The sequence below is a fragment of the Muricauda sp. SCSIO 65647 genome, from assembly GCF_021534965.1.
GTDB lineage: Bacteria > Bacteroidota > Bacteroidia > Flavobacteriales > Flavobacteriaceae > Flagellimonas_A.
In genome coordinates this window covers 1,192,223-1,219,198 of sequence record NZ_CP091037.1, presented here as the reverse complement: position 1 = coordinate 1,219,198, position 26,976 = coordinate 1,192,223, and the positions used below count along the sequence as shown (strand labels likewise).

The 26,976-nt window shown below is 36.9% G+C and carries 25 protein-coding genes; 5 read left to right on the top strand and 20 right to left on the bottom strand.

The window, feature by feature from the left end:
• Positions 1-108 precede the first annotated feature (108 nt).
• The gene (locus L0P89_RS05320) at positions 109-1,365 is read left to right on the top strand and encodes a site-specific integrase (RefSeq protein ID WP_235267371.1); all 1,257 of its coding nucleotides are present in this window, start codon (positions 109-111) and stop codon (positions 1,363-1,365) included.
• 19 nt (positions 1,366-1,384) lie between these two features.
• Here L0P89_RS05320 and L0P89_RS05315 read toward each other — a convergent pair whose 3' ends face one another.
• Positions 1,385-1,615 carry a helix-turn-helix domain-containing protein gene (locus L0P89_RS05315; RefSeq protein WP_235267370.1) on the bottom strand — a complete coding sequence of 77 codons (231 nt, stop codon included), beginning with the start codon at positions 1,613-1,615 and terminating at the stop codon, positions 1,385-1,387.
• A 127-nt stretch (positions 1,616-1,742) separates the two neighbouring features.
• On the opposite strand from L0P89_RS05315, the gene L0P89_RS05310 reads away from it, so the two are divergent.
• Positions 1,743-1,988, top strand: coding sequence for a hypothetical protein (locus tag L0P89_RS05310; RefSeq protein ID WP_235267369.1), 246 nt, complete (start codon positions 1,743-1,745; stop codon positions 1,986-1,988).
• 635 nt (positions 1,989-2,623) lie between these two features.
• Here the strand turns inward: L0P89_RS05310 and L0P89_RS05305 are convergent.
• From L0P89_RS05305 to L0P89_RS05290, 4 genes are all read right to left on the bottom strand, one after another.
• On the bottom strand, positions 2,624-3,049 hold the full coding sequence (locus tag L0P89_RS05305) for an SRPBCC domain-containing protein (protein WP_235267368.1): 426 nt from the start codon (positions 3,047-3,049) through the stop codon (positions 2,624-2,626).
• The gene (locus tag L0P89_RS05300; RefSeq protein ID WP_235267367.1) at positions 3,033-3,512 is read right to left on the bottom strand and encodes a hypothetical protein; all 480 of its coding nucleotides are present in this window, start codon (positions 3,510-3,512) and stop codon (positions 3,033-3,035) included. The genes L0P89_RS05305 and L0P89_RS05300 overlap by 17 nt, the downstream gene beginning before the upstream one ends.
• A 4-nt stretch (positions 3,513-3,516) precedes the next feature.
• The gene (locus L0P89_RS05295) at positions 3,517-3,705 is read right to left on the bottom strand and encodes a hypothetical protein (protein WP_235267366.1); all 189 of its coding nucleotides are present in this window, start codon (positions 3,703-3,705) and stop codon (positions 3,517-3,519) included.
• Between the two features lie 81 nt (positions 3,706-3,786).
• The gene (locus tag L0P89_RS05290) at positions 3,787-4,218 is read right to left on the bottom strand and encodes an SRPBCC family protein (protein ID WP_235267365.1); all 432 of its coding nucleotides are present in this window, start codon (positions 4,216-4,218) and stop codon (positions 3,787-3,789) included.
• Between the two features lie 252 nt (positions 4,219-4,470).
• Here L0P89_RS05290 and L0P89_RS05285 point away from each other — a divergent pair, with 252 nt between their 5' ends.
• Positions 4,471-5,289, top strand: coding sequence for an AraC family transcriptional regulator (locus L0P89_RS05285; RefSeq protein WP_235267364.1), 819 nt, complete (start codon positions 4,471-4,473; stop codon positions 5,287-5,289).
• A gap of 79 nt (positions 5,290-5,368) precedes the next feature.
• On the opposite strand, the gene L0P89_RS05280 is transcribed toward L0P89_RS05285, so the two are convergent.
• Positions 5,369-6,460 carry a Fic family protein gene (locus tag L0P89_RS05280; protein ID WP_235267363.1) on the bottom strand — a complete coding sequence of 364 codons (1,092 nt, stop codon included), beginning with the start codon at positions 6,458-6,460 and terminating at the stop codon, positions 5,369-5,371.
• A 267-nt stretch (positions 6,461-6,727) separates the two neighbouring features.
• On the opposite strand from L0P89_RS05280, the gene L0P89_RS05275 reads away from it, so the two are divergent.
• Positions 6,728-9,307: a COR domain-containing protein gene (locus L0P89_RS05275; protein ID WP_235267362.1), complete on the top strand. Its 2,580-nt coding sequence runs from the start codon at positions 6,728-6,730 to the stop codon at positions 9,305-9,307.
• Between the two features lie 104 nt (positions 9,308-9,411).
• On the opposite strand, the gene L0P89_RS05270 is transcribed toward L0P89_RS05275, so the two are convergent.
• The 14 genes from L0P89_RS05270 to L0P89_RS05205 form a co-directional block, all read right to left on the bottom strand.
• Positions 9,412-9,867, bottom strand: coding sequence for a hypothetical protein (locus tag L0P89_RS05270; protein ID WP_235267361.1), 456 nt, complete (start codon positions 9,865-9,867; stop codon positions 9,412-9,414).
• Positions 9,868-10,371, bottom strand: coding sequence for a hypothetical protein (locus L0P89_RS05265; protein ID WP_235267360.1), 504 nt, complete (start codon positions 10,369-10,371; stop codon positions 9,868-9,870).
• A 297-nt stretch (positions 10,372-10,668) separates the two neighbouring features.
• Positions 10,669-11,247, bottom strand: coding sequence for a hypothetical protein (locus tag L0P89_RS05260; protein WP_235267358.1), 579 nt, complete (start codon positions 11,245-11,247; stop codon positions 10,669-10,671).
• A gap of 3 nt (positions 11,248-11,250) precedes the next feature.
• Positions 11,251-11,658, bottom strand: a complete 408-nt coding sequence (locus L0P89_RS05255; protein ID WP_235267356.1) for a contact-dependent growth inhibition system immunity protein — start codon at positions 11,656-11,658, stop codon at positions 11,251-11,253.
• 29 nt (positions 11,659-11,687) lie between these two features.
• Entirely contained in the window at positions 11,688-12,128 is a 441-nt protein-coding gene (locus L0P89_RS05250) for a DUF6896 domain-containing protein (protein ID WP_235267355.1), read from the bottom strand.
• A 7-nt stretch (positions 12,129-12,135) separates the two neighbouring features.
• On the bottom strand, positions 12,136-12,981 hold the full coding sequence (locus tag L0P89_RS05245; RefSeq protein WP_235267354.1) for a hypothetical protein: 846 nt from the start codon (positions 12,979-12,981) through the stop codon (positions 12,136-12,138).
• A 759-nt stretch (positions 12,982-13,740) separates the two neighbouring features.
• Positions 13,741-18,360 (bottom strand): TonB-dependent receptor plug domain-containing protein, encoded by a 4,620-nt coding sequence (locus L0P89_RS05240; RefSeq protein WP_235267353.1) that lies wholly within the window; start codon positions 18,358-18,360, stop codon positions 13,741-13,743.
• Between the two features lie 5 nt (positions 18,361-18,365).
• On the bottom strand, positions 18,366-21,188 hold the full coding sequence (locus L0P89_RS05235; RefSeq protein WP_235267352.1) for a carboxypeptidase-like regulatory domain-containing protein: 2,823 nt from the start codon (positions 21,186-21,188) through the stop codon (positions 18,366-18,368).
• Between the two features lie 177 nt (positions 21,189-21,365).
• On the bottom strand, positions 21,366-21,761 hold the full coding sequence (locus L0P89_RS05230) for a hypothetical protein (RefSeq protein WP_235267351.1): 396 nt from the start codon (positions 21,759-21,761) through the stop codon (positions 21,366-21,368).
• Entirely contained in the window at positions 21,745-22,443 is a 699-nt protein-coding gene (locus tag L0P89_RS05225) for a class I SAM-dependent methyltransferase (RefSeq protein WP_235267350.1), read from the bottom strand. The genes L0P89_RS05230 and L0P89_RS05225 overlap by 17 nt, the downstream gene beginning before the upstream one ends.
• Before the next feature lie 56 nt (positions 22,444-22,499).
• On the bottom strand, positions 22,500-23,240 hold the full coding sequence (locus tag L0P89_RS05220; RefSeq protein ID WP_235267349.1) for a DUF2071 domain-containing protein: 741 nt from the start codon (positions 23,238-23,240) through the stop codon (positions 22,500-22,502).
• A 1-nt stretch (position 23,241) separates the two neighbouring features.
• Positions 23,242-23,628, bottom strand: coding sequence for a DoxX-like family protein (locus L0P89_RS05215; RefSeq protein WP_235267348.1), 387 nt, complete (start codon positions 23,626-23,628; stop codon positions 23,242-23,244).
• 44 nt (positions 23,629-23,672) lie between these two features.
• Positions 23,673-23,906 carry a DUF4172 domain-containing protein gene (locus L0P89_RS05210; RefSeq protein ID WP_262911471.1) on the bottom strand — a complete coding sequence of 78 codons (234 nt, stop codon included), beginning with the start codon at positions 23,904-23,906 and terminating at the stop codon, positions 23,673-23,675.
• Between the two features lie 527 nt (positions 23,907-24,433).
• On the bottom strand, positions 24,434-25,816 hold the full coding sequence (locus L0P89_RS05205) for a PQQ-binding-like beta-propeller repeat protein (RefSeq protein WP_235267346.1): 1,383 nt from the start codon (positions 25,814-25,816) through the stop codon (positions 24,434-24,436).
• A 375-nt stretch (positions 25,817-26,191) separates the two neighbouring features.
• Between L0P89_RS05205 and L0P89_RS05200 the strand changes: the two genes are divergently transcribed.
• Positions 26,192-26,779: a Crp/Fnr family transcriptional regulator gene (locus L0P89_RS05200; protein WP_235267345.1), complete on the top strand. Its 588-nt coding sequence runs from the start codon at positions 26,192-26,194 to the stop codon at positions 26,777-26,779.
• Positions 26,780-26,976 lie beyond the last annotated feature (197 nt).

The window sequence follows — 26,976 nt, the reverse complement described above, 5'->3', positions numbered from 1 at the left end:
AAAAACACTCACCAAAATCACTGTAATCAACTGTTAAAGAAATCTTTACAAAGAAATTTTAACATTTGTTTTTTATACCTTCTGGTGAGTATTTCAAAACACTCACCGATGTACGGAAAACTAAACATCCTTTTTTACCCTAAAAAATTAAAGTCAGACACTGATGGAAAAGCCATGATTTATACTCGTGTAACCATTAATGGTAAACGCAGTGAGTTTAGTCTAGGCCGAAGGGTAGATGAACACAGATGGGATTCACGAGGGGCAAAATTAAGGGGAACGAGCTCAGAGGTATCCAATTTCAATAGGTTTTTGGACAACGTTAAGAACAGGCTCTACGATATTTACGATTCCCTTTTAAAAGAAAGAGCTGATATTTCAGCAACTATTATCAAAAACATCTATTTGGGTAAGGAAGGTAAGGAGCATATGGTTCTGGAAATCTTCCAGGAACACAATGATGAAATGGAAAGTTTGTTGGGCAAAGGTTTCACAAAAGGAACTTTACAACGTTATAAAGCAGCTTATAAACACGTTTCGGAATATATTCAGCATAACTACCATAGAAACGACATTCCCGTCCGTAGGGTTGATCACAAGTTCATTTCTGGGTTAGAGTTCTTTTTGAAATCTAAACGAAATTGCGACCACAATACCGCTATTAAGTATATAGTAAATTTTAAAAAGATTATCCGTATTTCATATGCCAATGAATGGATTACCAAAGACCCTTTCTTTCATTGGAAAGCAAGTTGGAAAACAAAAGAAAAGCAGTACTTGACCCAAGAGGAACTTGACACCCTAAGAAACAAAAAGTCTTTCTTGCCACGTCTTGATTTGGTAAGGGATATTTTTGTTTTCTGTTGTTATACGGGATTGGCCTATTCAGATGTCAAACAATTACAATCAAAACATATTGTAATCGGAATCAACGGGGATAGATGGATAAAAATGCCACGAAAGAAAACCAAGGCGATAAGTAGTATTCCCTTGCTCCCAACTGCCGAAGCTATCATTGAAAAATATAACGAACATCCTTATGTGGTAGATGGCAAAGGAATATTGCCTGTTCTGACCAATCAAAAATCGAATGCTTACCTTAAAGAGATTGCCGATGTATGTGGAATTCATAAAAACCTTACTACACATCTGGCCAGACATACATTTGCAACAACGGTCACCCTATCCAATGGGGTTTCCATTTCCACGGTCAGTAAAATGTTAGGACATCGTTCCTTGAAAACCACTCAAATCTATGCCAAGGTTCTTGATAGCAAGATTGCTGATGAAATGGAACAATTGAAGGAAAAAATACAGCAGAATGAAATCTCTAAGGCAAAGGATAAAGGTAAAGTCGAAAACTAAAACTGTCTGTTTGAAAATATCACTTTATACCCTTAAAGAATTCTTCCAAGGTTATTCCATGAATGGTAGTAATTTTTGATAGGGTATCAATCTTGAAATTACTGCCATTTTCCAAAGCCCAGTAACCACGCCTTGAAAAACCATTATCAATTGCAAAAGTCTCATAACTAGTATATCCAGAACCTAACCTTAGTTCCTTTATACGTTCACCTATCAATTTTCTCCTTTTCTCAAGCTCTTTCTGGGTCATGATGGGAATTTCATCAAATCCCAATTAATGAATTACGCATTGTGGTGCGTGATTTTTTTCGTAGTATTGTCAGTAAAAGTTTAAAACAACGACAACAAAATATCCGATTTGTGATTAAAACTGAACTATGGAGAATAACATTACCTATCTCCTCTGCATGGATGAAGAAGCTCTATTACTCTACGAAGAATCCATCAATCGACTGATAAAGTCCAACTGCAAAGATTTCATGGTATATAAACTTATCGATGGAAACAGGAATTACCAAACAGATATTGATATTTGGTCAGTTGAAATAGAAATTAATGAGCATTTTTATTCCATCTTACATCTTAACCTTTGCCAAAAGTTCAGACCCATTTCAAAACCCTAGTTGTAAATTCAAGGATACTTTGAGATTCTTCTGATTAAATCAAAAAGTGCTTTAAATGAGTATTGCTAAAATTTGTTTATTTCCGTTTTTGAATTGTATTCTAAACGACGACGATAAGGAGTGGTTTGGAATAGCAAGAGGATAACACGCTATGCGATGTTATGATATTTTATTTTATTGTTTTTCAATTGATTAAGCTATGCATTGAATATTACATTAAATCATTTTTAATGTAAAAATGCGCCCAGCTCAGTAAAATCAGGTGATTTTTACAGTAAAAATCAAAAACTTCACTTTAATTCGCCTTGTTTGACTCGTTTTGGATAATAGTCAATATTGCAAATATCCCGTACAAGTCATTTTTTATTAAAAAATGTGCTCAGCCCAATAGAATCGATAGATTTTTTATGAAAAAGTAGAATTCAAGTTAACTTTCGAGTAATTCAATAAGCAGAGTAGTAGTGCCCTATTTGGATGGCATTTTTCGCTCATTCTCCCGATTCGCTATGCCATCCCAACAGGATCCAGCACTAAGTTTAAGGGTAAGTATTTGGGACTTTCAGCACAAAATCTTGTTTTGCTCGCTTTCAAACAATCTTATGCCAAAAAAGACTCCATTATACTTCTAGACTTACTTAATTATCCATATAACCATCATCCCAAGTTTTTTGGGAATCATGGTTTCTTAAATCTACTTCAAAGTCAACAGCAGCCTTTAATGTCATCAACACGGACACCCAGCCAGCATAATTAGCATGATAATCTTCTAGTTCTACATTGGAATTGACCAATTCCATGAGCGTTCCGCCTAGCTCGTTTTCAGAAAGATTAAAATCAACAATAGAGTTAAAGTATTCTATTCGGAAGTTTTTGTTTGCCTCTTGATTTAGAATTTTGCTCTTATAAACTTGCTTGTTCGGGAATGAAAACTGAATATGTCCATCTTTTTTTTCCGCTTTTTCCGCCCAAAACTTCTCTATTCCTTCCGTGCTGGTCAGATATGAGAACACCTTGCTAGGCTTTGATTTCAAACAAAGCTTCCATCTAATCGTTTGGTGCATAATTGGCGTTTCCAAATTTTATTAGTTCACCATCTTTTAAAATATAATCTTCTACAGAAATGGTAGAATCGTTTTTAATGGTGTAAATGGTTTTTCCTTCTTCAAGTTCAGGTGAACCCCAAAATATAATGAGCTTATCGGATGAAACCTCACCTTTGAGAGGAAATGAGAACCCTCTTGAATCAAACCAAGTACCACTAATCAAATTGTCTTCATTCTTTTTGTAAACGCCAATGGCTTTGAAAATAAATTCTTTTGATTCTTCTCGTTGGTTTTGGAAACTCAGTTGGTAAAATTTACCATCTAATATCTGTTCCCATTCCATACGAAAAGTGGCCTCACTTCCCAATAACTCCCCTGTGCCTTCCCAAAGATTTCCCGATACTTTACCGAAAAAATCTTGGGCAAAGATGGTTTGGAATCCAATAAAGCAAATAAGTAAAAATAACCCTGTTCTTTTCATGATTTTATTGTTTTCTGTCTTTAACACGGTAAACGAATTTATGTCCGCTCCAGTTTTCATCGATTGCCGCTACCTTTGTATCGACCAATCCATTCGCAAGCCCATATTCCAATATGTAGAACTTGTCAAGTTCGGTTTCTATTTTCGATGATTTTTTGGGCCAGCTTATCCAGAGAATACCGTTTTTTTTCATTCTTTCTTTGGCGATTTTAAAATTGGTCTCAAGTTGGATAATTGTTCCTTTATTATTGATAGCTGCCCTTCGCCCATCCTATTATCTGTTTTCTGCAAAGTTCTTGAAGGCCTCCACGAACTCTTTGGTCTGTTTTTTGAAGGATCCGGGCATTAAAAATCCTATTACTTTCATAAACCCATGTAATTTGAATGATTCGTTGACGATATAATTGGTATTGTTGGCATCTATTTTGGAAAATTGAGTGGTTTGGGTATTTATCGTTCCATTTGAAACAAATTCGGCAACAACTTCATGTACCTCATTTTTTAGGACCCTTTCCTCAATTTCAAAATCCCTTCCATTCACCTTAAATTTGAATATTGATTTAGAGCCAGCTTCCCTGTTATTACCATAAGTTACTTGATGACTGATAATTCCAGGCATCCATTTCATATAGTTCGAAGGCTCATGGAATTGCTCAAGAACTTCTTCCAACGGTTTTTTGATTCTTGTCTCGATAGTATATTTCATATGTATTCATTTTATTTTTCCAAATTCTGCTTTTATACATGAAGCACCTCTATCCAAACTTTTGAAACCGCACTATAGTATCAATCCAAATGTTTCTCATTTTGATATCCAACCTGGCACAGATGAGTCTTTGATTGACCTCCCCGTTTGTCAACGCTTACTTGAAACAAATAAACAGTTTTTTGGATTCCCTGTATTGTAAAAAAACGAAAGGTACCGAGTCCTGTAACCTTCAATTTTGTATTTTACCATATGCAAATTATTCCAGCACAGTTAGATAAGATTTCAAGCTTGTTCATACGCAATGCATGGATAGTGGAAGAAAGCAATGGGTTTGACATCCATGTTAAGGCCTTTCCCACAGGGTACCCTTATATCAATGTTGTTTCTGGAACAAAGTTTTCAATTGAGGATCACAAGGGGAATGTTTTGGAAACTACCTCCTATTTGTCGGGCAATTCAATCCATCCTTTTGAGTTGAACATGCGAGTTATCAAGAGAGCCATCACGATTCAATTGCAGCCCTACGCAATACCCTATTTGACGGGGTTGTCCGCTCATGAATTTAAAGATCTTCGTGTACCTGTAGATAGTTTTTCCAAGTATTTGGCAGAACGTTTGGAAACTCTTATTAGTTCAGATTTGGAGAGTAGCTTTGTGCTTAACGAAATCATCAGGTTGTTCAGCGAACAGAAAGAAGATTCCAATGTTGATCCACGAATTCTCTTTGTACTCCAAAACATAATGACCAATGAGGGAAATATATCCATTGGTCAAGTAAACGGTCAGCTAAACCTTAGCAAAAGACGATTACAGCAATTGTTCCAAAAACATTTAGGATTAACTCTTAAATCTTATTCCAAGGTGGTTAAAATGCAAAGCCATATGTTCAAACTTTTGAATGGGAAAAGCTTGGATTACATCGTTCCCGATGGATACTATGACCAATCCCATTTTATCCATGATATGAAAGAGCAGACGTCTATGTCTCCCACAGCTTTTCAAAAATTTATCACTTCCTCGGAACATCATGGGGCTTATTATGTCTCCAATTTGTTTTATGGATCATAACGTTTAGCCCTTGAAGTAATTTTCTTTGTATAATCTCTAAATGAACTTTTGAAGTTATGTAGAACCTTATTTGGATAGCCTAGATATTGATTTCATACTTCGTACTCCGCCCTCCACCAATAGGTTTGAAAATGCTTTTTGCCACTAAGTCTTGTAAATCTCTTGTGGCTGTTGCTTTGGAGGTTTTCGCGAGTGATACGTATTTACGGGCGTTCATTCCACCTTCAAAGCCTTGATGGCCTTCTTCCAACATCCTACGAACTACTTTTTGTTGACGCTCATTGAGTTCATCTTTGTGTTTGTCAAAGAATTTGGTCTTTTTTAAGGTGAATTCAATTTCTTGCTCAGCATCGATTTGGGCATCCAAAACCGTTCGGACAAAATAGTTTATCCAAGCAGTAATTTCATTGGAACGTTGCGCCCTTTGTAAGGCATCATAATAGGTTTTCTTATTTCCCTCAATGGATTTGGACAAACTGAAAAGCACTGGGCGACCTATACTTTGCGAAAGTGCTTTCTCTGCCACTGCTCTGCCAATTCTACCATTACCATCTTCAAAAGGGTGAATAGTTTCAAAATATTGATGGGCAATAGCTGAACGAATAATAGGTTTTTTGATTTCGGTTTGAGAGGTATTGAACCACTGTATAAAACCATCCATTTCAGTAGGCACTTCCTTTGAAGGAGGTGCTTCAAAATGAACTACCTCTCTACCCATACCTCCTGAAACAATTTGCATGGGTTCATCGTGGGTACGCCATTGGCCTACTTGAATTTGAGTGTTGCCCTTCATTAACATCCTATGCCAATCAAACAGCATCTGACTTGTTAATGGTTTTAAATAGTCATTTCGGACAGCTAGCATAAATTCGGCCACTCCCTCAGCTCTCTTATCCTTCATTAGAGGTAATTCTGGATTCAGTCCTAAGTTCCTGCGAATGGAAGACATAACATCGTTTCGACTCAGATACTCTCCTTCGATTTCTGAGGTTTTTATTGCCTCTGAAACCATAAGGTTTATAATAGCTTCGGTTTGCTCGGTTTCGGAAAGCCCCTCCAATACACCACTAATACGCCCGGTTCGTTGGGCAAAATCAAAGAGCATATCTTCAATATCAGTAGTTTGATATTGAAAACTGGGCCAATCTTTTTGTTGCCAATTATAGTGCATGAGCCGATTGAAAATCTTATTTGGCTCAAAAATAATAAAAATATGAGTTGATTAATAAATGAAATTAGCTCAGAATGATGTTTTATCTTACTCGATATCGATAAATTCTTACACTTTATCGATTTATTGGCTATTTCCAAAAATGAAAATCATCCCTAATTTTTATTCTGTAAGTCTTTAGCGATATTTAAGCATTTGTCAAACAACTAGTTAGTTTGAGAGATGATTATTTCTTTACACCATATAATTAAAATAAAAGTGAAATAAATGTTAGACAAGCGCAAAATAGAGGAAACCATGAAAAATGTGACTGTGCATGGCTGGCAGGTTGTCAACCTACGCAATTGCGGTCTGAGTTCCATACCAGAAGAACTATTCAATCATCCAGATATAGTTGCGATTGACTTAGGAAATGATGACTATTTAGAAGAGAGTAAAAGAAATAAAATCACAGAGGTTCCAGATAGAATATCAGATATAAGCAGACTATCACGACTAAACTTAGAGAACAATAGAGTCAATAAAATTAGCGATGAAGTGGCAAATCTTTACCGACTCAAATATTTGAATCTAGAAAACAATCAACTAAAAGAGTTGCCTGAGAAGATTGCCAATATGGAAGACTTGGAAAAGTTGGCTATTTCGGGAAACCCTTTTGATATGTTGCCTCCAGAAATAGTAGCAAGAGGCATTGATTCGATTAGAAATTTCTTTAAAGAATTAAAAGAACAAGATTTTATATATGAAGTAAAACTGATAATAGTGGGTGAAGGGAGAGTAGGTAAGACATGTCTTTCCCGAGCATTAATTGAAGATGATTATGTATTAGAGAATGAACAAAGTACTGAAGGAATCAATATTAATAGATGGGTAATCCCAAAGAAAGAAATAATTGAGATAAACTCAGATATTGATAGAGATTTCCAAATAAATATATGGGATTTCGGAGGGCAGGAAATTTATCATTCAACACATCAGTTCTTCCTAACTAAAAGATCCATCTATTTACTTGTGACAGAATCACGTAAAGAAGATAGTCATGATGATTTCTTCTATTGGTTGAATGTAATAAAACTTTTGGGAGATAAAAGCCCAGTAATGATGGTTTTGAACAAATGTGACCAACCAACAAAGGAACTCCCATTCAAAGAATATAAAGCAGCTTTCAATAATATTATTTCCTTTCATAAGATAAGTCTGAAGAAAGAATATAAAAGTGATTTTCAAGTTTTTAAAGATCAATTAAAAAGAGTTGCCTCGGAACTTCCACATATAGGAAACCCACTACCCAAAGTATGGGTCGATATAAGAGGAGAGCTCGAAAACCTGAAATTAGAAGGTAAAGACTATATAAGCAGAGATGATTACTTAGAATTATGCAAAAAATACTATCGGAAAGAAGATAGTGCACTTTTCTTAAGTGAGTATTTCCATGACTTAGGTGTCATTATTCACTTTCAAGATGACATAGAATTAAGGGATTTAGTCATTTTAAATCATGAATGGATAACAAGGGGAGTTTACAAAATTCTCGATGACAGAAAAGTGATAAGTCAAAATGGTCGGTTTAATCATGAAGATATACTAAGAATTTGGTCTGACGATGAGCACAAAGCCAAAATAAGAGAGTTAATTTCTCTTATGAAGAATAAAAAATTCGATTTGTGTTTTGAACTAGATAATGGTGAATATTTAGTGCCAAGACTACTACCAGTAGATGAAGTTGAATACGAATGGAATTCAACTGAAGAAAACACAAAATTTGAATTTAGATACAAATTCATGCCAAAAGGTATTTTGGCAAGGTTGATTGTAAAAATGAATGCTGACATCCATGAAAATGAGTATTGGCGTTATGGGGTTATATTAAAATATGAAAACACTTTTGCATTAATCAAAGAAAAATATTTTCAGAATAGAATAACTATAGAGCTAAAGGGGGATAATAAAAGAGAGTTTTTATATCTCATTAGAAAAAACATCAATGAGATTCATAATGATTTCAATAAATTATCAGTAAATGAGATGATACCATGTACTTGCCCTCTATGCGTTTCTAGCCAAACACCTCATTTCTATAAATATAAGTTGCTTAGAAGATACGAAATGAACGACATAGTTAAAATTCGGTGTGATTTTAGTCTGCAGGAAGTATCAGTATTTGATTTAACAAGCGACATGGCAAAGAAGTCGCTTTATCAAGAAAAAATAGTCGTTTGCGAAAATAAAAATGCGGAAGTTTTGAATGGAATCTATTTTGAAAACACCAAGTTTTTCCCTGAGAACAATAGTAATGCGGTATTCATTAAGATAAAAACCAATCCTGATTTATATGGACTCCGAGACCGAGATTTTCTAGTGGATTCGGAAATTGAAAGAATACGAAAAAAATATCCAAACTACTATATTCTTAATTACTATTGTTTTGAAAATTATTTATATCATCCTGAGAACATAAATGAATTAGGACTTAGCAATTTTGACAAACAAGGATACATCAAGGAAATTATTGACCAGAAGAATAAGAATAAAAATCAAATAATATCAATTTTTAAGAAATCAAGAGACTCTTATCAAGAGTTTAAGATAGATGCGGACAAATTATGTGATAAGGCCAATGAGAATGAAATTATAAATTATTTAGAGTCAGATGATTTGGAAATCTTCCTAAAGGCCTATGATATGAAAAATAGATTTGACAAGACCATCATTAGTAAATTCCAGCTGAAAGTGGATGAATTGTCACAAACTCATTGGTTTAGAACAAAACTAGCATCTATCCTGGAAATTGAAAATTTTAGAGACAAGGATGTTCATGAATTGGTTGAGATCCCCCATTCTAAGTAATTTTTGCCTTTTAATATCGTATTCAAATCAAATCCAAGAGACTTCAATAATCGTCAGAACGGTTAGTATTACTTTGAGGTTTTTGTATTGTTGGATTCTCTGTATCAATTGGTCAAATAGTTTTTCAATTTATTGAACAGAATTTGTTCTTGCATGCGGTATACAAACCAAAACCATAACAGACCAAGAGGCGTAAGCCATAGCATCCATAATGGAAAAACTTCTTCCGATACCAACGCTGCAATAATGGCAATTAACATAACGACAAGGAAGAAGTATAGTTCAATTCGAATTTTGGTTCTAAGTGAAACTTTTGTCTTGCCTGACTCCGTTTCAATTAATTGGGCATAGCCCTTTATTCCATCTGCAAAACCTGGATTAAATTTCACCATTATTGTACCCAATGAAAAGTTGGATAAAAATTTAAAAGATTGATAATCTATCCATTCAATCCTAAATTTTTGGTTATTCTGAAACCATAGTTTTTCTTCCAGTTGCTCAACTGTTCCATCAAACAGAAATTCGTCTTTTAGGATAATTCTGGACAATACTCCTTTCATCTATGTTCTATCAACAATTTCAGAATTGAACATTCGCATTACCAGTTTTCCCAATTCTGCATTATCACAATGTGCTGAAATTGTAGATGTAATTTCAAGTTTATTAATGTATCCAAGTCTGGTTTGAATTCTGAAAGTATTATTTCTATCCGTTAAACCACTTACATCGATTAACGTGTAGTTCTTTTCGAAACCACGCATCGACTTTTCCTTGCTCGAATGGAACGCTGTATATCCGTCTTTTTTACTTGAACGGGTAGAGTCATATTCCTTTATATCGAACTTTTGAATATTTCTTTTTATAGATTCTCCAATCGCTTCATAAGGGGAGTTAAGCGGTAAAACTTCACATTTTTCTTGTGAATATCTATATCCTTGATTCGGTTCTTTGTAAAAAGGGGCTATAATGATTTGCGAATGCTTTTCAGAAATGTATATGAAAACGTTCTTTATGATTTTTAACTTTGGCTCAGGGGCTTTAAAAGTTATGCTCTTAATCTTCATAATGGAAAGGTATTTAGAATGCATAAAAGACTGACCGAATCAAAACTATTCAAACTTTTAAGAGAAGAGCTTTCTATGTTTGGGAATGGAGTCCTTATGATTTTTGGTCTTCTGTTGTTCATTGGATTGATAATCATTTATATCATTGTTTTCTCATATATATGGGGTTATTATACAACAGAATCATTCAGGTTGCAAAATTCAGAACTTGAATCTGCCGTATGCATAATTGCCCCGATGCTTTTGGCAAGTTTGACATTTGGGTTTTTAAATAGAATAAAGAAAAGGTTCTGGTAATCATTTCAGAATCTGTACTAAGTATACTATTCCAAACATCCAACCAATATATAATATTGAATAACCCATTGCGTAAACACCAGACATTCCTAAATCACCTTTTGTTTTGTTCGACTTGCTGAAAACCAACCGCAAAGCTCTGAAGAACACCCAATACAACATTGCGAGGATTACAAATAGTGAAACCCAAAACACAGCTTCCAAAACAATCATAAGAATTACAAAAAGAATACTTATTGCAATCCATGCTAAAATGGATAGTATCAAACCACTTAATCCATCACCTGTATCAATACTGGGCATATCAAATCCAATATTGCTATGGTGAAATGTTGAGCCAGGTTCGAAATCTTTGAATTTTATGAAGTTGTCTATAAGCTCTACTCCTTTATATAATCCATAGGTCATGAAAAGAAATAGTGCTGTACCTATGATAATAAGAGAAATGTACAGGTTGTTTTCAATACTTCTGTGGTAATTGATACCAGTAAAATAGACGGTGGCAATTGTCAAGAGAACCACAACGATAGAGACGATGAATACCGATTTTCCTTTTAAGTATGTCTTTTGTGCTTTCAAGGGTTAGTTGATTTTGTTTTCAAGCTTGTAAAGCTCTCGGTCATATATTTTTAATCCCCATTCGGATTCGATTTTGTTCTTATTGTCTTTTATTATCTCAATCAACCTAATATAATATTGAGGATTTCTTTTCCATATTTCTACACTGAAATGTTTCATGCTTCTAAAAAAACAACTTCCATCATATTCGTCTTCTTCAGTAATATTTTGTTCCATTTGTTTTAAAACAAGAGGGATTAAAATATCCGAACCAATGTCTTGAATAAGCAAGGTGTTTATTTGGTGAATTTGCAAGTCCTTTACCTTGATTTTTCTATAGGTATGACACCTTTCCACTAGACTTGTTGGATATTCGCTCAAATCAGTCCAGTAGTTGTTTTCTATTTCTTGAATCGATTTTTCAGTATTCATAGGACGTATCTATCTTCAATTCATTGGTTTTAGGAAATCAAATCCGTTTTCCAGAAATACAGACTGGTTGGGAACTCTAATTTCGGATTTTCAATGATTCCTTTTTGTTTCAGTCTTTCAAATTCTGATTCTAGTTTTTTTTCATCTATTAATTCTGGATATTTCTTGGGTTGACTAGAAACAAAACCTTTTAACCTCCATAAATCAAAACCGTCCCATCGCAGCTCAGGAAAAAAAGCAAAATCAAAATCAATCATTTTTGTATCAAAGTGAACGGCAATTCCAATACCATGAAAGGCGTAAAAATTTATTCCTTCTTGTTTTAGTTCACCAGTCTGATAATAAATGCCAGAATACCACCCTTCCAATAAATTTTCAACTCCATACTTTCTTTGAAACAATCCGACTACATGATTAGCAGTGGATTGATAATCTTTAATGAGCAATTCTATGTTGCTTTGGTCTTTCAATTCTTGTTTATTGTATGATAACAGAGAGATTGGTTTGTGTGGTCGCTTTTACTTTGGATGTTATTTTTTCGTTGATTTTTGCAGTAAGTTCCATTGGTAATTCGGATTGGTTCTTTATCAAATAATTATCAGTAACACTGTACACTGAAACACCTGAACCTGAACCAGTGGCTTTGACGTTCACCTGTTCTTGTGAGGCATCTAAACTTACTTGCTGATTTACATCAAAGGTGGCTTTACCATCTGCAATATCTCTAAGTAAATAATCAATTTTGATTATGACTTTGATAGGGTTCATCCCTTGTATTGGGATGCTCATTGGAATCTTATTCTGGAAGGTATCCCCAATCTGCATTGGTTCTTTAGGAAAATTGATGCTTTGCTGAACAGTACTCAATATGTTCTTCAATACTGCTCTCATCTGGGTATCAATGTTGTCACCAATAATAGTATCCACCTCAAACTTGAAATTGTTATCATACTTGCCTAAAATCTTTGCTCCTGAAAATGGCTTCTCTTCAGTTTTGGTTTCACCATTCATTTCTGTTGTGGCAAGTACTTTCCCATATTCCATAGTAGCTGGAATGTAGCCGTCAACCCCTTTTGAACCAGTTGAGATTGTGGTTGTCATTTTTGTCTGGGTTGTAAATTTTAGAGGCAACTTTACTCCTTGTGATTTCAATTCTTCCATTGTTTTCTCGTCCGCAATAAAATCTATTTCGGAAATAGAGGAGCTTTCAAGTTGGGTAATGTATTTTTTATTCGGGCTTATCTGAGCTTCGAAGGAGAAGCTCTCTTGGGCATTGATTGAGAAGTTAAATAGTAAAAAGATTATGGGCAGGTATTTAGTCATACAACTTTTATTGGTTAGAGAATCTAAATCAAAAACGCATCTTAAATCATAAGATAATGGAATATCAATATTTCTTAATTCATTACCTTTAAAAGTAGTCTTTTATTCGTTGAAAACGTTAAACTATGTTAAAAGGTGAGCCGCGCGGTGAGCCTAAAAAACGGCCCTTTGGCAAGCCTTGGAAACAGGGCATTTAAGGAAAAAGTTCGAGTCCCGTCCAGACCGCAATGAAGTAGAACCCTTCGCACGCAGTGCGAGGGGTTTTTTAGTTTCGAAACCCAAAAGCTTACTTTTTGAAGTTGAGAAACTAAAAAATGCATACCAACGAAGTTGGTAAGAGGGTTTGGAGTATTGCAGGGCCACCCTTTCGGCCCTTTGCGAGTTTTACGAGCAAAGAATCCCACCTGCCGGTTTACATACCTTTTGGCATGCAGGCAGGTCCAGACCGCAACGAAGTAAAACCCTTCATGTAAGTGAGGGGTTTTTTAGTTGCGAAATGCGAAAGCTTTCTTTTTACCCACCTATGCCGGGCTTTGGTTTATCTTCCCGAACGCGGAAGAAATTCCACAGAATCCATGCCCGCCCGTACCGAACGGTACGTTCGGGCGTGGCGCAAGGTTTTGGGGTAAGGATTTAGGACGTTTGCAGTACAAAACGCTGTTTTGCTTGCTTTTATGGCTTTAACTAAGTGGATTTCTCCATGCATTACTTTTTCACAAATTTCTGCACACCTTTTCCATCTAATCGTACAACAGGTTCTTATTCCGCCGAAACTGGGATTATTTTCAATGATGTCCCCGGAATCCAATGTTTATTTTCATCACCGTAATATAAATAAACAGTGCTGGCTGATGCCGTAAAGCTTCCGGCAATTTCAGCCTTTAAATCCAAGCCGATTACCTTTTTTTCCGATGGCTTCATGCTTTTCCAATATAGCACCAGTTGGTTGTCAAAGACCTCATAATAATCGACCTGTCCCTTTTCCATCAGTTCTTTAAGTTGATAGGGTTGTAGGCTTGCACCACTCGGAATTCCAATTACAGCAGTTGTCATTGAAACAGGTTCGTCTTTTTTATTGGCGACCACCACATTCATTCTCGCCAAACCACCCACGGTAACATTTTGCTGAATTATATTGGTTTCTAGTTTAATAGGGGTTTCTGAAGACGATTTGGGCAGGTAGCTTTCCCATTGGATATCCATCGAATATGGAAAAGTCTTATCGGCATTATTAAATCGAACCTCAACAACTTGTTCTCCCTCTGACAAGAATTTGCCAATTCCATCAATTTCAAGTGTTCCGTTTTCTGTTTTTGACAAATCACGATCAATCGTTTCTCCATTGACCTTCAATTGAACGGTATTGCCACTTTCTACCATTACTTGTTTTTGCTTCTTGGTGTACTCTATCAATGCTTTAAGAGACATCACGGTAGCTTGGGTACTACCAAAACGCCCATTTTCTCTTTCTGATGTCAAGTATTGTATACCTTCCACAACCTTAGATATATGTTGGTTTTGTCTCAAAAGAGAAAGAATAACGAATGCCGTAGTTTCCAGTTTTTTAGATTTACCGTAAGATCTTGTAATGGTGTTTTCGACGGGCAATTCGCCATAGCCTAAATTGTTGATTTGACTCAAAATTTTCTCAATCAATGATTGGTACTCTACTTGGTAGCCCAAATTTTTGCTCGCTAGGGCCATTAGGGCCATACGGTACGTATCTTTTGACTTCAATGCTTCCTCAAGAGCCCTTTGATACTCCCTGTCAATTTCCGAGGTAAGTCCTACCTCACTCAACGCATAGACGATATAGGCGTTGGCCACTTTTGGAGGGGAACTGGCAAAACTATCATATCCCTTTTTACTTTTGTGAAAACCACCGTCTCCATCTTTTTGCCCTAGCAGCCACTTTATGGTCCGGTCCAACATTTTTTGGTCTACCCCGCTATATACTTCTCGCATCTCCGTGAACTCCAGAATTCCAAAGGCTGTTAAGGTTTCATGTGGAGGGGTGCGGCCAAACCATTCGAACCCTCCTTTCGAGGTTTCAAAGCTGACCAACCTCTTATAACCCTCTTTGATAAAATCCATGGCCCGTGCTTCGACTTCGACATTATTTTTACCTGATTCCTTGAGGTATTTAAGAATCATAACATTGGGATATGTGGCTGAGGAAGTTTGCTCAAAACATCCATAGGGTTGTCTTATCATACCCTCAACACCATCCATGACATCTCCGATAATATCAAGATAGACCTTAAGTTGTGCCTGGGCACTTCTAGGTACAGGATTGATAATGTTGAAAGAAAAAGTCCCATTTTCAGAACCAGAAATAGAGGTTTCTACCGGAAAGTACGGACTTACTATAGAAATATCTTTGAGAAAACCATCTCTATAATTCCGATTCTGGACATTTACCTCAAGAGCCAAATTTTCCCCTGTAGCCGTGGGAATCAGAACCACTTCCTTAACAAGGTAACTTTTGGGGTCAACGGATATACTATCAGTAGTAACTCCCCTGTCCATATATTTAAATTGATTCGGAATATTTACATCCAATTTTAATTTCAGTTCTTTACTGGTATTATTGGATATCGTTAATGGTACTCTTATCGTATCATTCAATGAGCAATAACTAGGTAATTTTGTTGCTATGCTCGAGGGACGCTGAATGCTATATACTGATTCAGTATGACCAATCAGACCGCTATGTGAAATTCCCTCGGCCATGATATTAAAAGAGGTTATCGCATCTGAATTATAAAACTCCACCTTTGCCTTACCGTCATGGTCGGTCTGAACAACTGGATTCCAATATATGGTCTTTCTGAAATCGTTTCTCTGAGATACATTTTCACCCGAATCATAAACGGGAACATAGAAGTTATTTGGGGTTGCAATAGCCGGTAAGCCAGAATTTTTATAGATACTTTTTACCGAATAGTTATTAAATCTCTTTCGAACCAATACTTTATCACCATATCTATAATTTCCCTTTTTTGTGCTAATTATAATAACACCATTGACCCCGCTAGAGCCATACAATGTTGTAGCTGCAACTCCTTTCAATATATTAATGCTTTCAATATCGGAAGGATTTAAATTTTGCAGCTCAGCACTTTGGTCGCCAGTAAAACTATTTGAGAAAGGCGTTCCATCTACTATAAAAAGCGGTTGATTTGAGCCTCGTATTGAACTTAATCCCCTGACATTGATTATTGTGCCAGAACCCGCAATTCCACTTGAATTGGTGATTTGAACCCCGGCTGCCCGACCTTGAATTACTTCACTGACTGTACTTAATAGCCCGTTAATCTCATCAGTCTCAATCGACGTTTGGGCAAACCCCAAAGCGTTCTTGGTCGTGTTTGAACCATAGCCAACGATAACCACTTCGTCCAAAGATTGAGCATCTTCTGCAAGATTTGTGGAAAATATCGCTTTTTCTTGAACCGGCTTTTGAAGTGGCTTTTTGACATCTTCGGTATTCGGAAACTGAGCTTCCTGTTCTTGGGTCGCCCTTGGCCTAAGCTCATTTTCTGTACCCCCGGAGATTGTAACACCAATTTGTTTTTCCACAATTTTCAGCGGTTGTTTGTCCTCACGATAAGCGACAAGCACATAAGAATTCGCATCTCCTAATTTGCATCGAAAATTACCCTCGGTATCTGTTTTGAATTGCAGAGCTTTCTCTCCGTCATTCTCGAACAAGAATAGATCTGCGGAAATAGGATTTCCCCGTTTATCCAATATTTGACCTTCCAACAGATTTCTTTTGTCAGGATAATGCTTTAGCTCTTCCATCCGATCAACTATATAGTCCCTCCAACCATGGGTCAGCATTACCAAATCCAGAGCCCTGTCGGAGTCCTCCTCAGTTGGGTCAAAATAAAAGGAGGGTTCATGAATTTTCCCTTTTAGTTCACTTGACATCAATAGATAACTGTCAATGCGGTCTTGTTTGTCATCGGCAAATGACAACAAGGCATTGTCGGTAGCGGCAAGGGCCAAGTTGCTACTGATTGGCTTATTGTCAAAATCCTTGGTCTCAATCTCCAGAACCACCTTTTCTCTTGGAGCGAAGATTTCTTTGTTTAACTTAAGTCCAATCTTCAATCCTTTATGCCTGTTCAAAAAGACTAGGCGTTCACTTAGTGTATTTCGTAGGGCGTTAAGAAGGCGGAATTTTACGATACCTCTGGGAAAATCAGATAGATTAACTGATATACTATTTATGCCTTTCTGTAATGAAACAGTTTTTTGAAAAAGTACTTCGTTGGCGGCATCCAGAGCTTGAAAAGTACCGTTAAATTCTGTTGTGGTGGATAGGTTCCAAATGGTTCGATTGCCTTTGTGATCTTGCAGTGAGATTTTTGCTCCCCTAGAATGGATTTTTGGAAGAAGGTAAAGTGAATCTGATTCAAAAGGCGCAGTGATTTTGGCAAAGTATTCCGTCCTTGCTTTGGGCATGAATTGTACCGTTCCCATACCATCGTGAAAACTTTCGAATTGTTGGATTTCATTCCCATCCGAGTCCAGAACAATGCCCTTCACATCAGCAGGTTTGCCAAATTCATTCAGGGCTTTGAATGCAACTGTATTTGTTGTTTCACCTAAAATCTTACCTCCTTCTGGTAAAAATTGTAGGTCGATATTGTCCATCAGAACAGGAATTGTCCTCGAGATCGATTCAATAGACCCTTGGTGTGGCACTTCTATGTTCAGCACCACATCAGCGGTGTTCAAATCATCTGGAAGGTCAAATGAAATAGTGCTCTCCCCAGAACTATTTGTTGTGACCGTTTGCTCCAGGAATGGATTGCCTTTAAGCATTACACTTGACCGGAAAACCACATTGGCCAAGGGGTTGTTTTTCAAATCCTCTACCTTGAAATCTACGTTTACCTCACTTCCCTTGCCATAAGCTTCCTTTTGGAAATCTAGCGTCAACAATAGCTTTGGGACGATTACCTTTTGAACTGTAATTTCTTTGGTAAAAAAAGAATCCTCCCCAAAGTTTCGCATATAATTAGTGTACAACTTCACCTTATATATTCCACCAACCCAATCTTCCTGTATCGAAAAATCACCATAGGCATATCCGTATGTGAGGGCCAGATTTTTGGTTTGGATTACATTGCCTTTCGGCGAAACCAATTCTGCCACTACCACATCGCTTGTAGTTGATGGTAGGTTCTTTTCACCAACAACGTAAGACTTGAACCAAATGGTCTCACCCGGAAAGTAAAAGGGCCTATCGGTTTGGGTATATATTTTTTCGATTGCATAGGTTTTCTTTTGTGCAGTCAGCACCGAACAGCAATAAAAAACTGCAATGATCAAGCTTATCCTTAAAAGGCTGTTATTCTTCTTCATCTTCTCTAGATTTTAATATTGATAGTAAGCCCTACTTCGGAAGCTAAGGGGAGATTAAAAAAATGAAGTCCATCAGAAGACGCATTTCCAAAAAGGGAACTGTATGGATTGGCTCCCCTTGTTTTTGTCCAATTCCAAATGTTCTTGGCAAAAATACCAAGGTCAATCTCTTTGAAAAGCACATTTTTAGAATCGTTCTTGATTTTATATGACAAAGCAATAGATTTGAGATTCAGATAGGACCCATCCGAAATCGCCTCTTCGGCAATCCCTCCAAAACCATATCTTACCCATCTATTTTGTGTGACATCAGCAGTTGGAGATGCAAAATCAACAGGGGTTGAATTCACATTGCCAGATTCGTCTATCCCTTGAAAAATGAAATCTGTTGTTGATCTTAATGCTGCAGTTTCCTGGGAGGTGCCAAAATAATTCAAGGTGTTTTGGGTACCATTCCAAATTTCTCCACCTTTTTGATAGTCCAGTAGAAAACTAAGTGTAAATTGGTTAAAATTCAAGGTATTTGACCATCCAAGATTGAAATCAGGGATGGTATTTCCCAATATTTGAGGTTCTGGATTGACCAAAGGAAACCCATCATTGCCGACAACAATTTCATTATTGCCATTTCTTAAAAACGCTGTGCCGACCACAACGCCCGCTGGTTGGCCAACAATAAGATTTTTCGAGATGCCTTGGAATCCTGAGATGGGGATACGATCAAGACTTTCATCATAAATCGCTTCAACCGTAGGCCTATTTATGGAAAAAATGAATTTGGTATCTAGCTTGAATTTTGAATCATAATATTGGTTTAGGTAAAATTGCAATGTGGCTTCGAATCCCTTGTTCTTGATTTCAGCAATATTTCGAAGCTGCCATGAAGTATTTTCAAAAACCGGAAAAATACTGTTCTTATGCCTGGAATTGTAATAACTGGCCGCAAGATTGACCCGATTGTCGAACAAGGCTATTTTTGTCTCCACATCGAACTGCGTCACCTCCTCAAAATCAAGGTCTGAAGAAGTAAAAAGGTCATTATTTGTTGTGTAGCCTAAACTCTCATCAATAGTAAGCTGCAAACTGTTGTGGCTCAGATTATCGTAATACAGGGGAAAATCGACCACATCTTTTGAAATTCCTCCACTTATAGAAATCGAACTAAGGAAACTGGAATAATTAAAAATATCATTGCCCAACTTTAAATAGGCCTTTGCAGAGGGTAAAAACCATCTACTTCCTTGAATTGTTGATGAGAATGAATTGTTTTGAAGGCTCAAGTTCACCTCAACATCAAAGTACGCTTCAAATAGCAATCTGTTTTTGAGTTGAACTGTTGACTTATTTGGTTCGGCATTTAATGAATTCAACTCTTGAACTGGAGATTCCTCCAAAAGGCCATAGTCTAATCGAGAGTTGTTATAACTAATCGAAGAATATGGATAAAAGTAAATATCATCTGAAATGAAAATATTTGAATAACTGGCCGAAAGGTCCAATGAGATTTCTTCGGAATCAATGGTTTTTAGACTTTGATAGCCATCTATAAAACCATTCGTATTTATAGGTAAGCCAAAAAATAAATCCTCAGACTGTTTCGTAAAGGCCAAGCCTGTTTCTAAGTTTAAACCGTCAATCACATTGATCTTATTCTTAAGGTTGGCTTTAAAAAATGAATATTTGAATTCGTTTCTATTTCGTTCGAGCAACCAGTTAGGATTGTTGAAGTTTTGCGGGCTAAAACTTCTTTGGCTTCCATCATCCAGAAAAAAGCCCTGACCATTGGAAAAACTAGGCGGTGTAATCAAATGTCCTAAATAAATTTGATTGTGAAAGGCATTTATGTTCGCATTTCCGACCTTGCTGTTATTGTATTGAATGGAGGTGTCCCAATGAAGAATTTCACCCTTATTGGTATAATTCAAATCAATGGCATTGGTCTTGCTTCCCGATTTATTGAATAGATCTTTAAAATTGCTGTTCGTATAGTTGAACGTAAGTTGGTGTTGGTCAGAGTGGATTATGAAATCTAAGGCGTTAAATGTATTTAAGCCTGTTTGAAAAATAGATTCTTCGTAAGGTTGGGCATTGATTCCGCTCCCATCCCCCAGATTCACTAATTGTCCATTTATATCAAAGGGATACGGTTGGCCGTCATACTCCAGATTTGCCAATCTGGGGCCAAATGAAAACAGTTCATTTGTTTCTGGACCGAACCAAGTGAAAGTACCATTAGCTGGCCTGCCTTGGGCAAATTGATTTTGTAGTGCCGGTAGATTTTTTCGCTGTACAAATTGCAAACTGCTTTTTTGAGTGAATCCAATTTCAAAATAGATGTCTTCGGGATATATTTTGACTTTTATATTGTCTTTCCCTTTCTCTATTTGTTTAATCCTTGAAGAGTCGAAATACCTTTGGTTTAAACTGTATGTTTGGTTCGAACCATCGATATCAGGTATCTGAAAATCAGGATTATCACTTTGATTTAATCGATTGACGTAAGCATCATTGACTATTGGTTTGACAGCTATATTCTTGGTTATTTGCGTTTTTTCATTGCCGCCGAACATTTTGGAGGTTACTTTGACTTCTTTGCTGGCAAACCCTATATAAGTAAAAATCAACACGTCACCCACCTCGCAGTTTAGGCTATAATTTCCATCAAAATCAGTTTGGGTCCCGATGTTCTTGCCTTTAACCGTTATGCTAGCCCCAGGAATGGGCAGGCCATTATTGTCAAGAAGCGTACCTGATAGTACCCCATGTTGGCCCAAAAGCATGGAACTTGGTAGAATGAAGAAAACTAAGATTATGATTTTGGTTTTCATGGGTTGGTTATTTGATCACTAAACTATGCGCATTATTCTAAAAGCAAAAGTGATAATTAGTAAAGAGGCAGTTTGGATTAGTGAAATGACCCAAGCAGAATGCAATATGGAATTTGACATTGTTCTTCCAATAATGCCAGTAAATTATGTGGCAACCCTTGCCATAACAGGATTTCTTTAGCTATTGGCGACTACCATAAACACTATGCCCATATAAACCCAAAATAGTGTAAAGGCCACATGAACGATGGTCTCGAAACCCTTACCTTTCCAGAGTTTTGATGAATACCCGAACAGTTGTATAAACAGGCGAATTATCCAAAATATGCCTAAACCCAGGGAAATTTTCCTGCCCAACGGAATTGTCACCATTTCGGTGGCGGAAGTCACACAAAGGAGTCCCATTAGAAAAACGGTGAGCGCAATAAACAGGGTGTGTACATACATCATTTGACGATTGATGAGACTCATAGAAGATGTTTCCTTCGCCCAATTGAAATACTTAGGGAAAATGACATGTACAAAGGCAAGGACAATTAATAAGATGCCAATTACGTTAAGGTGTATTTCCATTTTTTTCAAGGATATAAGCGGTTACAAAAGGTGTAATTTTGAATGAATCTGTAATCTTAAAAGAAGCCGACCTGAACGTTTGCAACCACTCTTTTGGACTATAAAAGTGAAACGCTCCCATACCGAACGCCAATAAATTGGCCAGGTCTCTCTGGTGTTCAACCACGACAAATTTTCCCTCAGCTTGTAGAATACGATTGACTTCCTTGAAGAAATCACTTCTTTCTTTAGCATTCCTGATTTCATGTGCTGACAATAAGCCGAAAGCAATATCAAGAGCTCCGGTATCCAAGGGGATAGTAGTGGTCTGTATGGCTATAGTGTTTGGATAGGGAGGATAGGCCTTTCTTGCTCTTTTTATGGAAACTTCGGTATGTTTCAAGGGGTCATAAAAATCAAAAACGTTTAGTTTGGCTTCTGTGAATTTATCTTTGATTAGTGCACTTGTCTCATCAAACCCGGCGTTGATATTGACAATGTTGACTGCTTTAGGAAGTTTTACTTTGTCAAGCCAAGTAAACGCATACAGATTAGAATAGTCATATACATACCAGGATACGAACAGCGATGCCAAAATATTTAGGACAGCCAAAAGTATAGCAAGGCCGAACCATGTCTGAAGAGATGCCGGAACCATAAATAGAGTCGCTAAAACCAATGCGATAATCAGTACTCCTCCCATGACATAGAAATGCCAATTGAAACGAATGATATTGACCACTCCTTGAAACGGTTTTCTTAACTGCCCCATCGTTCTTTTTTTCCTTTTTTCCAGTAATATGGAATGTTTTCAATAATAAAAGCATTTGCCAAAACGGGGCTTTTTAACTTTAGGGTATCCAAGAAAGCAACTTGATAATCCAGTATAGCAACAGGTCTGGGTTTCCAATTTTGTCTCACTCCTTCTATAATTAGAACTTCTTTTCTTTGGGGCTGATAAGTGAATGTGAAGGGTAACGGTCCGGCAAAGCGTCTAGCTTCTTTCCAATCTGAAAAAGGAGAGTGTTCGGGAACTACCACATTTTTGTTCGAAATGTCAGCCCTAATTTTGAATCCGGATTTTGAGGAACGTATTTCCACCAAGCCGTTGTTTTCCTTTCTATGAATGTCGATTTTACTATAATGATAATGGGTAAACATATTTCCAAAAAACGCCATCTTCCTTTTGTCGGTTTCCGATTTCAGAATGTATAGCCCTCTTAGCCTTTTACCAGCATTGGTCGTGTATTTGACAAAGATGCGATACCCAATCAGAAAAAAATCATTGCCCATGAATTTCGGAAAACCTTTAGGTCGCAAGTGCTTGGTTTGAACCATCGCCACTGCAACAAAGGCCCAAGTATCCTCAAAAGTATCAAGCTCCAAACAGTCTGGAATCAGATTTTGCAATTGTCTTTTTGGAAACGCAAAAGTCAAGACCAGTGAACTTTCAAAAAAAGCCTCAACAGCGAAAGGATGGTTTTTTAATGACCTGAGCATATTAAGGATGTGGGTTTACTTGGTTTTTCAAATGATACTCATTGACGTATATGATAAGTATAAATAAAAATGCAAAAAGGGCATTGAACTTTCCCCATAACAATAGATCAGGAACAAGAATAAATTCAAGAACATTCATGGTGATGACCACCAGAATCTGAAGTATGGCATTCAGGCGTGATTTAAAACCACTCAAAACCCAGATGGCCATACCAATTTCCGCAAGGCCAATGGCAAAGGTCAACGGTCTTGAATAATCTTCGCCAAGTATCCGGCCCACAATCTCTTGATGTCGAGGAACTAGGTTGAGCACTTTACATAAAAGCCCGTTTATTAGCCAGACAAGAGCAATAAAATAGTTAAGGGATTTATGAAGATAGTTCACCATCTATTCTAGTATCAGAAATGTATAGATTCGGGCGTACCCATGCTTTAACGAACTATTGGTTCAAATATTGACTTCATATCACGTGCTTCGTCCACCCCCTCAGCTCTTTTGTCTTCGGTCAATGGTAATTCTGGTTTAAGACCCAGATTTCTTCTGAGGGAAGACATTACATCATTTCGACTTAGATATTCTCCCTCAATTTCAGAGGTCTTTATCGCTTCTGAAACCATAAGGTTGATTATGGCCTCCGTTGCTCGGTTTCGGAAAGTCCTTTCAATATACCACTAATTCGCCCCATGCGTTGGGCGAAATCAAAGAGTTAATCTTCAATATCAGTAGTCTGATATTGAAAAATTCGCCAATCGTTGCGTTGCCAATTGTAGCGCATGAGCCGATTATAATTCTTATTTGGCTCAAAAAAAATAAAAATATGAGTTGATTAATAAAATTAATTGATTCATATACTTATCCCTTAGGGATTTTTCGCAGTTCTTAAGGGTAAAACATATACTATTAGAATTGTCCTGCGAGTGAAAATCGCTGTTTGAAAACCGAGAAATAAAAAGCTCCTTTTCTTGAGGCTACTAGTAATTTTAACTTATTCTTTGCTGTTGTAAAAACAATTTAATCGAAAAGAATTCCTCGGGGACTTTGCACCCTGGGATAGTCGGTTTCAGAAAATTCTTTATGAAATAGTTCATCGAAAAACTGATTCTATTGGAATTTAATCAGGCGTATCTTTTAAAGGCGTTGACCATGGAAATTTTGATAAGATATAGGAAACGTAAACCGAAATACAGAATCCTTAAAGGTCACCTTCCGCATTTAATTTCAGAATCCAAAAATCTGAATCACCCTTATTTTCGGAGAGGTCTTCATCTGAGGATTTTGAATAACCGCCTATGACAAAACCTCCATCAGTCGTTGATTTGATTGCATAGCCAGCGTCAAAATCTGTTCCGCCAAAAGATTTTTCCCATACCATTTCACCGTTTTCCGTCAATTTGACCAACCAACAATCAGATAGTCCATGATTTCCTTCCGTATTATGGGAGAGTCCTGTTAGATATAAATATCCGAGTTGGCTCTCCTCGATTGAAACCAATGATTGAGAGCCTTTAGAATTGCCAATTGACTTTTCCCAGATCAAATTGCCAACTGCATCAATCTTAATTACCCATATATCGGCATTAAAATTGGGTTCACTTATATCGCCATCAAAAGAGTTAGAAAATCCCAGTATCGCATAACCACCATCTGTTGTCGGCCGTATTTTGTAAAGGAATTCTTCGTTAGATCCCCCAAATGATTTTTCCCATACAATAGCACCGGTCATATCAAGTTGGGCAACCCAATAATCAGAAAATCCGTGATTGCCGGTAACATCTCCATCTTGAGATTGGGAATGACCTGCTACAAGATAACCGCTGTTCAACACTTCCAGGATCTCGATTCCATAATCTTTGTTTGTACCTCCAAGTCTTTGGTTCCATGATATTTCACCAGATTCATCCAACTTTACTATCCAACTGTCTAGATTGGCAGGCTCTTCGTTATAGGCATCGCCATCAACTGAATTTGTGTCTCCTGCTAAAATATATCCCCCATCGATGGTTTGAATTATCGAACTGGCATGCTCAAACCCAGAACCCCCAATTGCTTTTTGCCATTGCAAATTACCATCGCTGTCCAATTTGATCACCCAAATGTCATGACCGCCATGGTAGCCTGTAATGTCACCATCCGAAGAATCCGTAAAGCCAGAAATCACAAGACCGCCATCACTGGTAAGAGCAGCGCTCTGTGGTTCATCAAGTCCAGATCCTCCGAAAGATTTTTCCCATTCGAAATCACCTTTGTTATTTAGTTTTACTACCCAATAATCAAACCCTCCGTAATTGCTAGCCACATCACCGTTGGTAGATTCTGATCTCCCAATCAATAAATAACCTTCGTCAGGAGTCTGTAATACCAATCGTGCCAAATCCTCTGCGGTACCACCAAAAGTCCTTGAAAAGCTTGTGCCGTTGACTACAGGAGGTGGGTCGTCTTCTGGTTCCGAGTCTGTACTAGGAACTTCCTTTTTTTCGTCTTCAGAGATAGGGTCATTTGAAACTTCCTCAGAAGTACTACACGAAAAAACACTTAAACAAACGGATATAAATAAAACAGTAATTACTTGCTTCATGATTAGATTTAATTTCCAAAACTAAGATATCTTTCATTTGTTTTGGAGACAAAATAATTCGTCAAAAGTTCTAATTTGATTTACAGAGTGCTACACGACAAATTAATCATATAGAAAATGAAAGAAACTCAAAAGATTTAAAAAAGAGGTATTGTTGCTAGATAAGCAGGGGGTCATTAACTTAAATATATGTTTGAAGCTGTTTAAGTCAGTCTCGGAGTGCACTTCAAATTCCCAATAGATTCTTAATATTATTTACTAACTATTCCCCATTAAGATTTTTTCAGATAAACCGATTCAGGCTAAATCATTATATTTAAAGAAGAACCCAATTTTCATAAAGATCATTTAACCAAGAGATTCGGCCGCCAAGAAATGGAGAAATTTGAACCGATATTAAAAAACGTTGCCCGTAATGTTAAGCTGACAGATAAAGAAAAGGAATTGTTCACCTCTATTATCAAGACTTCGAGGGTGAAGAAAAGACAGTTCGTAATCCAGCCTGGTTACCCATGTGAATACAGAAATTATATTGTAAAAGGGGCTTTTCGTATGTTTCTTTTAGATGAAAAGGGAAAGGAACACACTGTTAATATTGGAATCGAAGACTGGTTTTTTACTGATTTCTACAGCCATATTTACAAAAAGCCCTCTAACTTTTTTGCGGAAGCCCTAGAAGATTCCGTCATATTTCAAATGAGCTACGAAGATGTCGAAAAAACATGTTCAAAAAGTCATGCCATAAGTCAATATTGGAGGGTCATTTTGGAAAAAGCCTATGCGAACTCCAAAAATAGGATTGTTTCCACCTTCAGCAAAACTTCTGAAGAGCGCTATTGGGAGTACTTCAACAAGTATCCGCAAATCGTCAACAGGGTCCCCCAGTACGTTGTTGCCTCTTATCTGGGAATTTCCCCTGAATTTTTAAGCAAAATTCGCGCTCGCCCATTGAAGAAGACTTGAACCGGTTCAAGTTTATTTCCTATTGCAGTTCTTTAGATGAAAGAGGGACAAATGTATGTCCCCGTTTTAAGGGCCCATTTGTAAATATCATTATTTAGGCAGTGGGGAGCCACCGTGGTTTCCATTACTTTTTTATAGTCAAAGATTTCTATTTGACTTCACGACGATCTTCGTAAGGCATGCAGCTTCATACTTGC

Bases quoted from the DNA above. Each gene is read 5' to 3' on its own strand.
- L0P89_RS05320 (WP_235267371.1), top strand. From the start codon at position 109: ATGTACGGAAAACTAAACATCCTTTTTTACCCTAAAAAATTAAAGTCA.
- L0P89_RS05315 (WP_235267370.1), bottom strand. From the start codon at position 1,615: ATGACCCAGAAAGAGCTTGAGAAAAGGAGAAAATTGATAGGTGAACGT.
- L0P89_RS05310 (WP_235267369.1), top strand. From the start codon at position 1,743: ATGGAGAATAACATTACCTATCTCCTCTGCATGGATGAAGAAGCTCTA.
- L0P89_RS05305 (WP_235267368.1), bottom strand. From the start codon at position 3,049: ATGCACCAAACGATTAGATGGAAGCTTTGTTTGAAATCAAAGCCTAGC.
- L0P89_RS05300 (WP_235267367.1), bottom strand. From the start codon at position 3,512: ATGAAAAGAACAGGGTTATTTTTACTTATTTGCTTTATTGGATTCCAA.
- L0P89_RS05295 (WP_235267366.1), bottom strand. From the start codon at position 3,705: ATGAAAAAAAACGGTATTCTCTGGATAAGCTGGCCCAAAAAATCATCG.
- L0P89_RS05290 (WP_235267365.1), bottom strand. From the start codon at position 4,218: ATGAAATATACTATCGAGACAAGAATCAAAAAACCGTTGGAAGAAGTT.
- L0P89_RS05285 (WP_235267364.1), top strand. From the start codon at position 4,471: ATGCAAATTATTCCAGCACAGTTAGATAAGATTTCAAGCTTGTTCATA.
- L0P89_RS05280 (WP_235267363.1), bottom strand. From the start codon at position 6,460: ATGCACTATAATTGGCAACAAAAAGATTGGCCCAGTTTTCAATATCAA.
- L0P89_RS05275 (WP_235267362.1), top strand. From the start codon at position 6,728: ATGTTAGACAAGCGCAAAATAGAGGAAACCATGAAAAATGTGACTGTG.
- L0P89_RS05270 (WP_235267361.1), bottom strand. From the start codon at position 9,867: ATGAAAGGAGTATTGTCCAGAATTATCCTAAAAGACGAATTTCTGTTT.
- L0P89_RS05265 (WP_235267360.1), bottom strand. From the start codon at position 10,371: ATGAAGATTAAGAGCATAACTTTTAAAGCCCCTGAGCCAAAGTTAAAA.
- L0P89_RS05255 (WP_235267356.1), bottom strand. From the start codon at position 11,658: ATGAATACTGAAAAATCGATTCAAGAAATAGAAAACAACTACTGGACT.
- L0P89_RS05245 (WP_235267354.1), bottom strand. From the start codon at position 12,981: ATGACTAAATACCTGCCCATAATCTTTTTACTATTTAACTTCTCAATC.
- L0P89_RS05240 (WP_235267353.1), bottom strand. From the start codon at position 18,360: ATGAAGAAGAATAACAGCCTTTTAAGGATAAGCTTGATCATTGCAGTT.
- L0P89_RS05235 (WP_235267352.1), bottom strand. From the start codon at position 21,188: ATGAAAACCAAAATCATAATCTTAGTTTTCTTCATTCTACCAAGTTCC.
- L0P89_RS05230 (WP_235267351.1), bottom strand. From the start codon at position 21,761: ATGGAAATACACCTTAACGTAATTGGCATCTTATTAATTGTCCTTGCC.
- L0P89_RS05225 (WP_235267350.1), bottom strand. From the start codon at position 22,443: ATGGGAGGAGTACTGATTATCGCATTGGTTTTAGCGACTCTATTTATG.
- L0P89_RS05220 (WP_235267349.1), bottom strand. From the start codon at position 23,240: ATGCTCAGGTCATTAAAAAACCATCCTTTCGCTGTTGAGGCTTTTTTT.
- L0P89_RS05215 (WP_235267348.1), bottom strand. From the start codon at position 23,628: ATGGTGAACTATCTTCATAAATCCCTTAACTATTTTATTGCTCTTGTC.
- L0P89_RS05205 (WP_235267346.1), bottom strand. From the start codon at position 25,816: ATGAAGCAAGTAATTACTGTTTTATTTATATCCGTTTGTTTAAGTGTT.
- L0P89_RS05200 (WP_235267345.1), top strand. From the start codon at position 26,192: ATGGAGAAATTTGAACCGATATTAAAAAACGTTGCCCGTAATGTTAAG.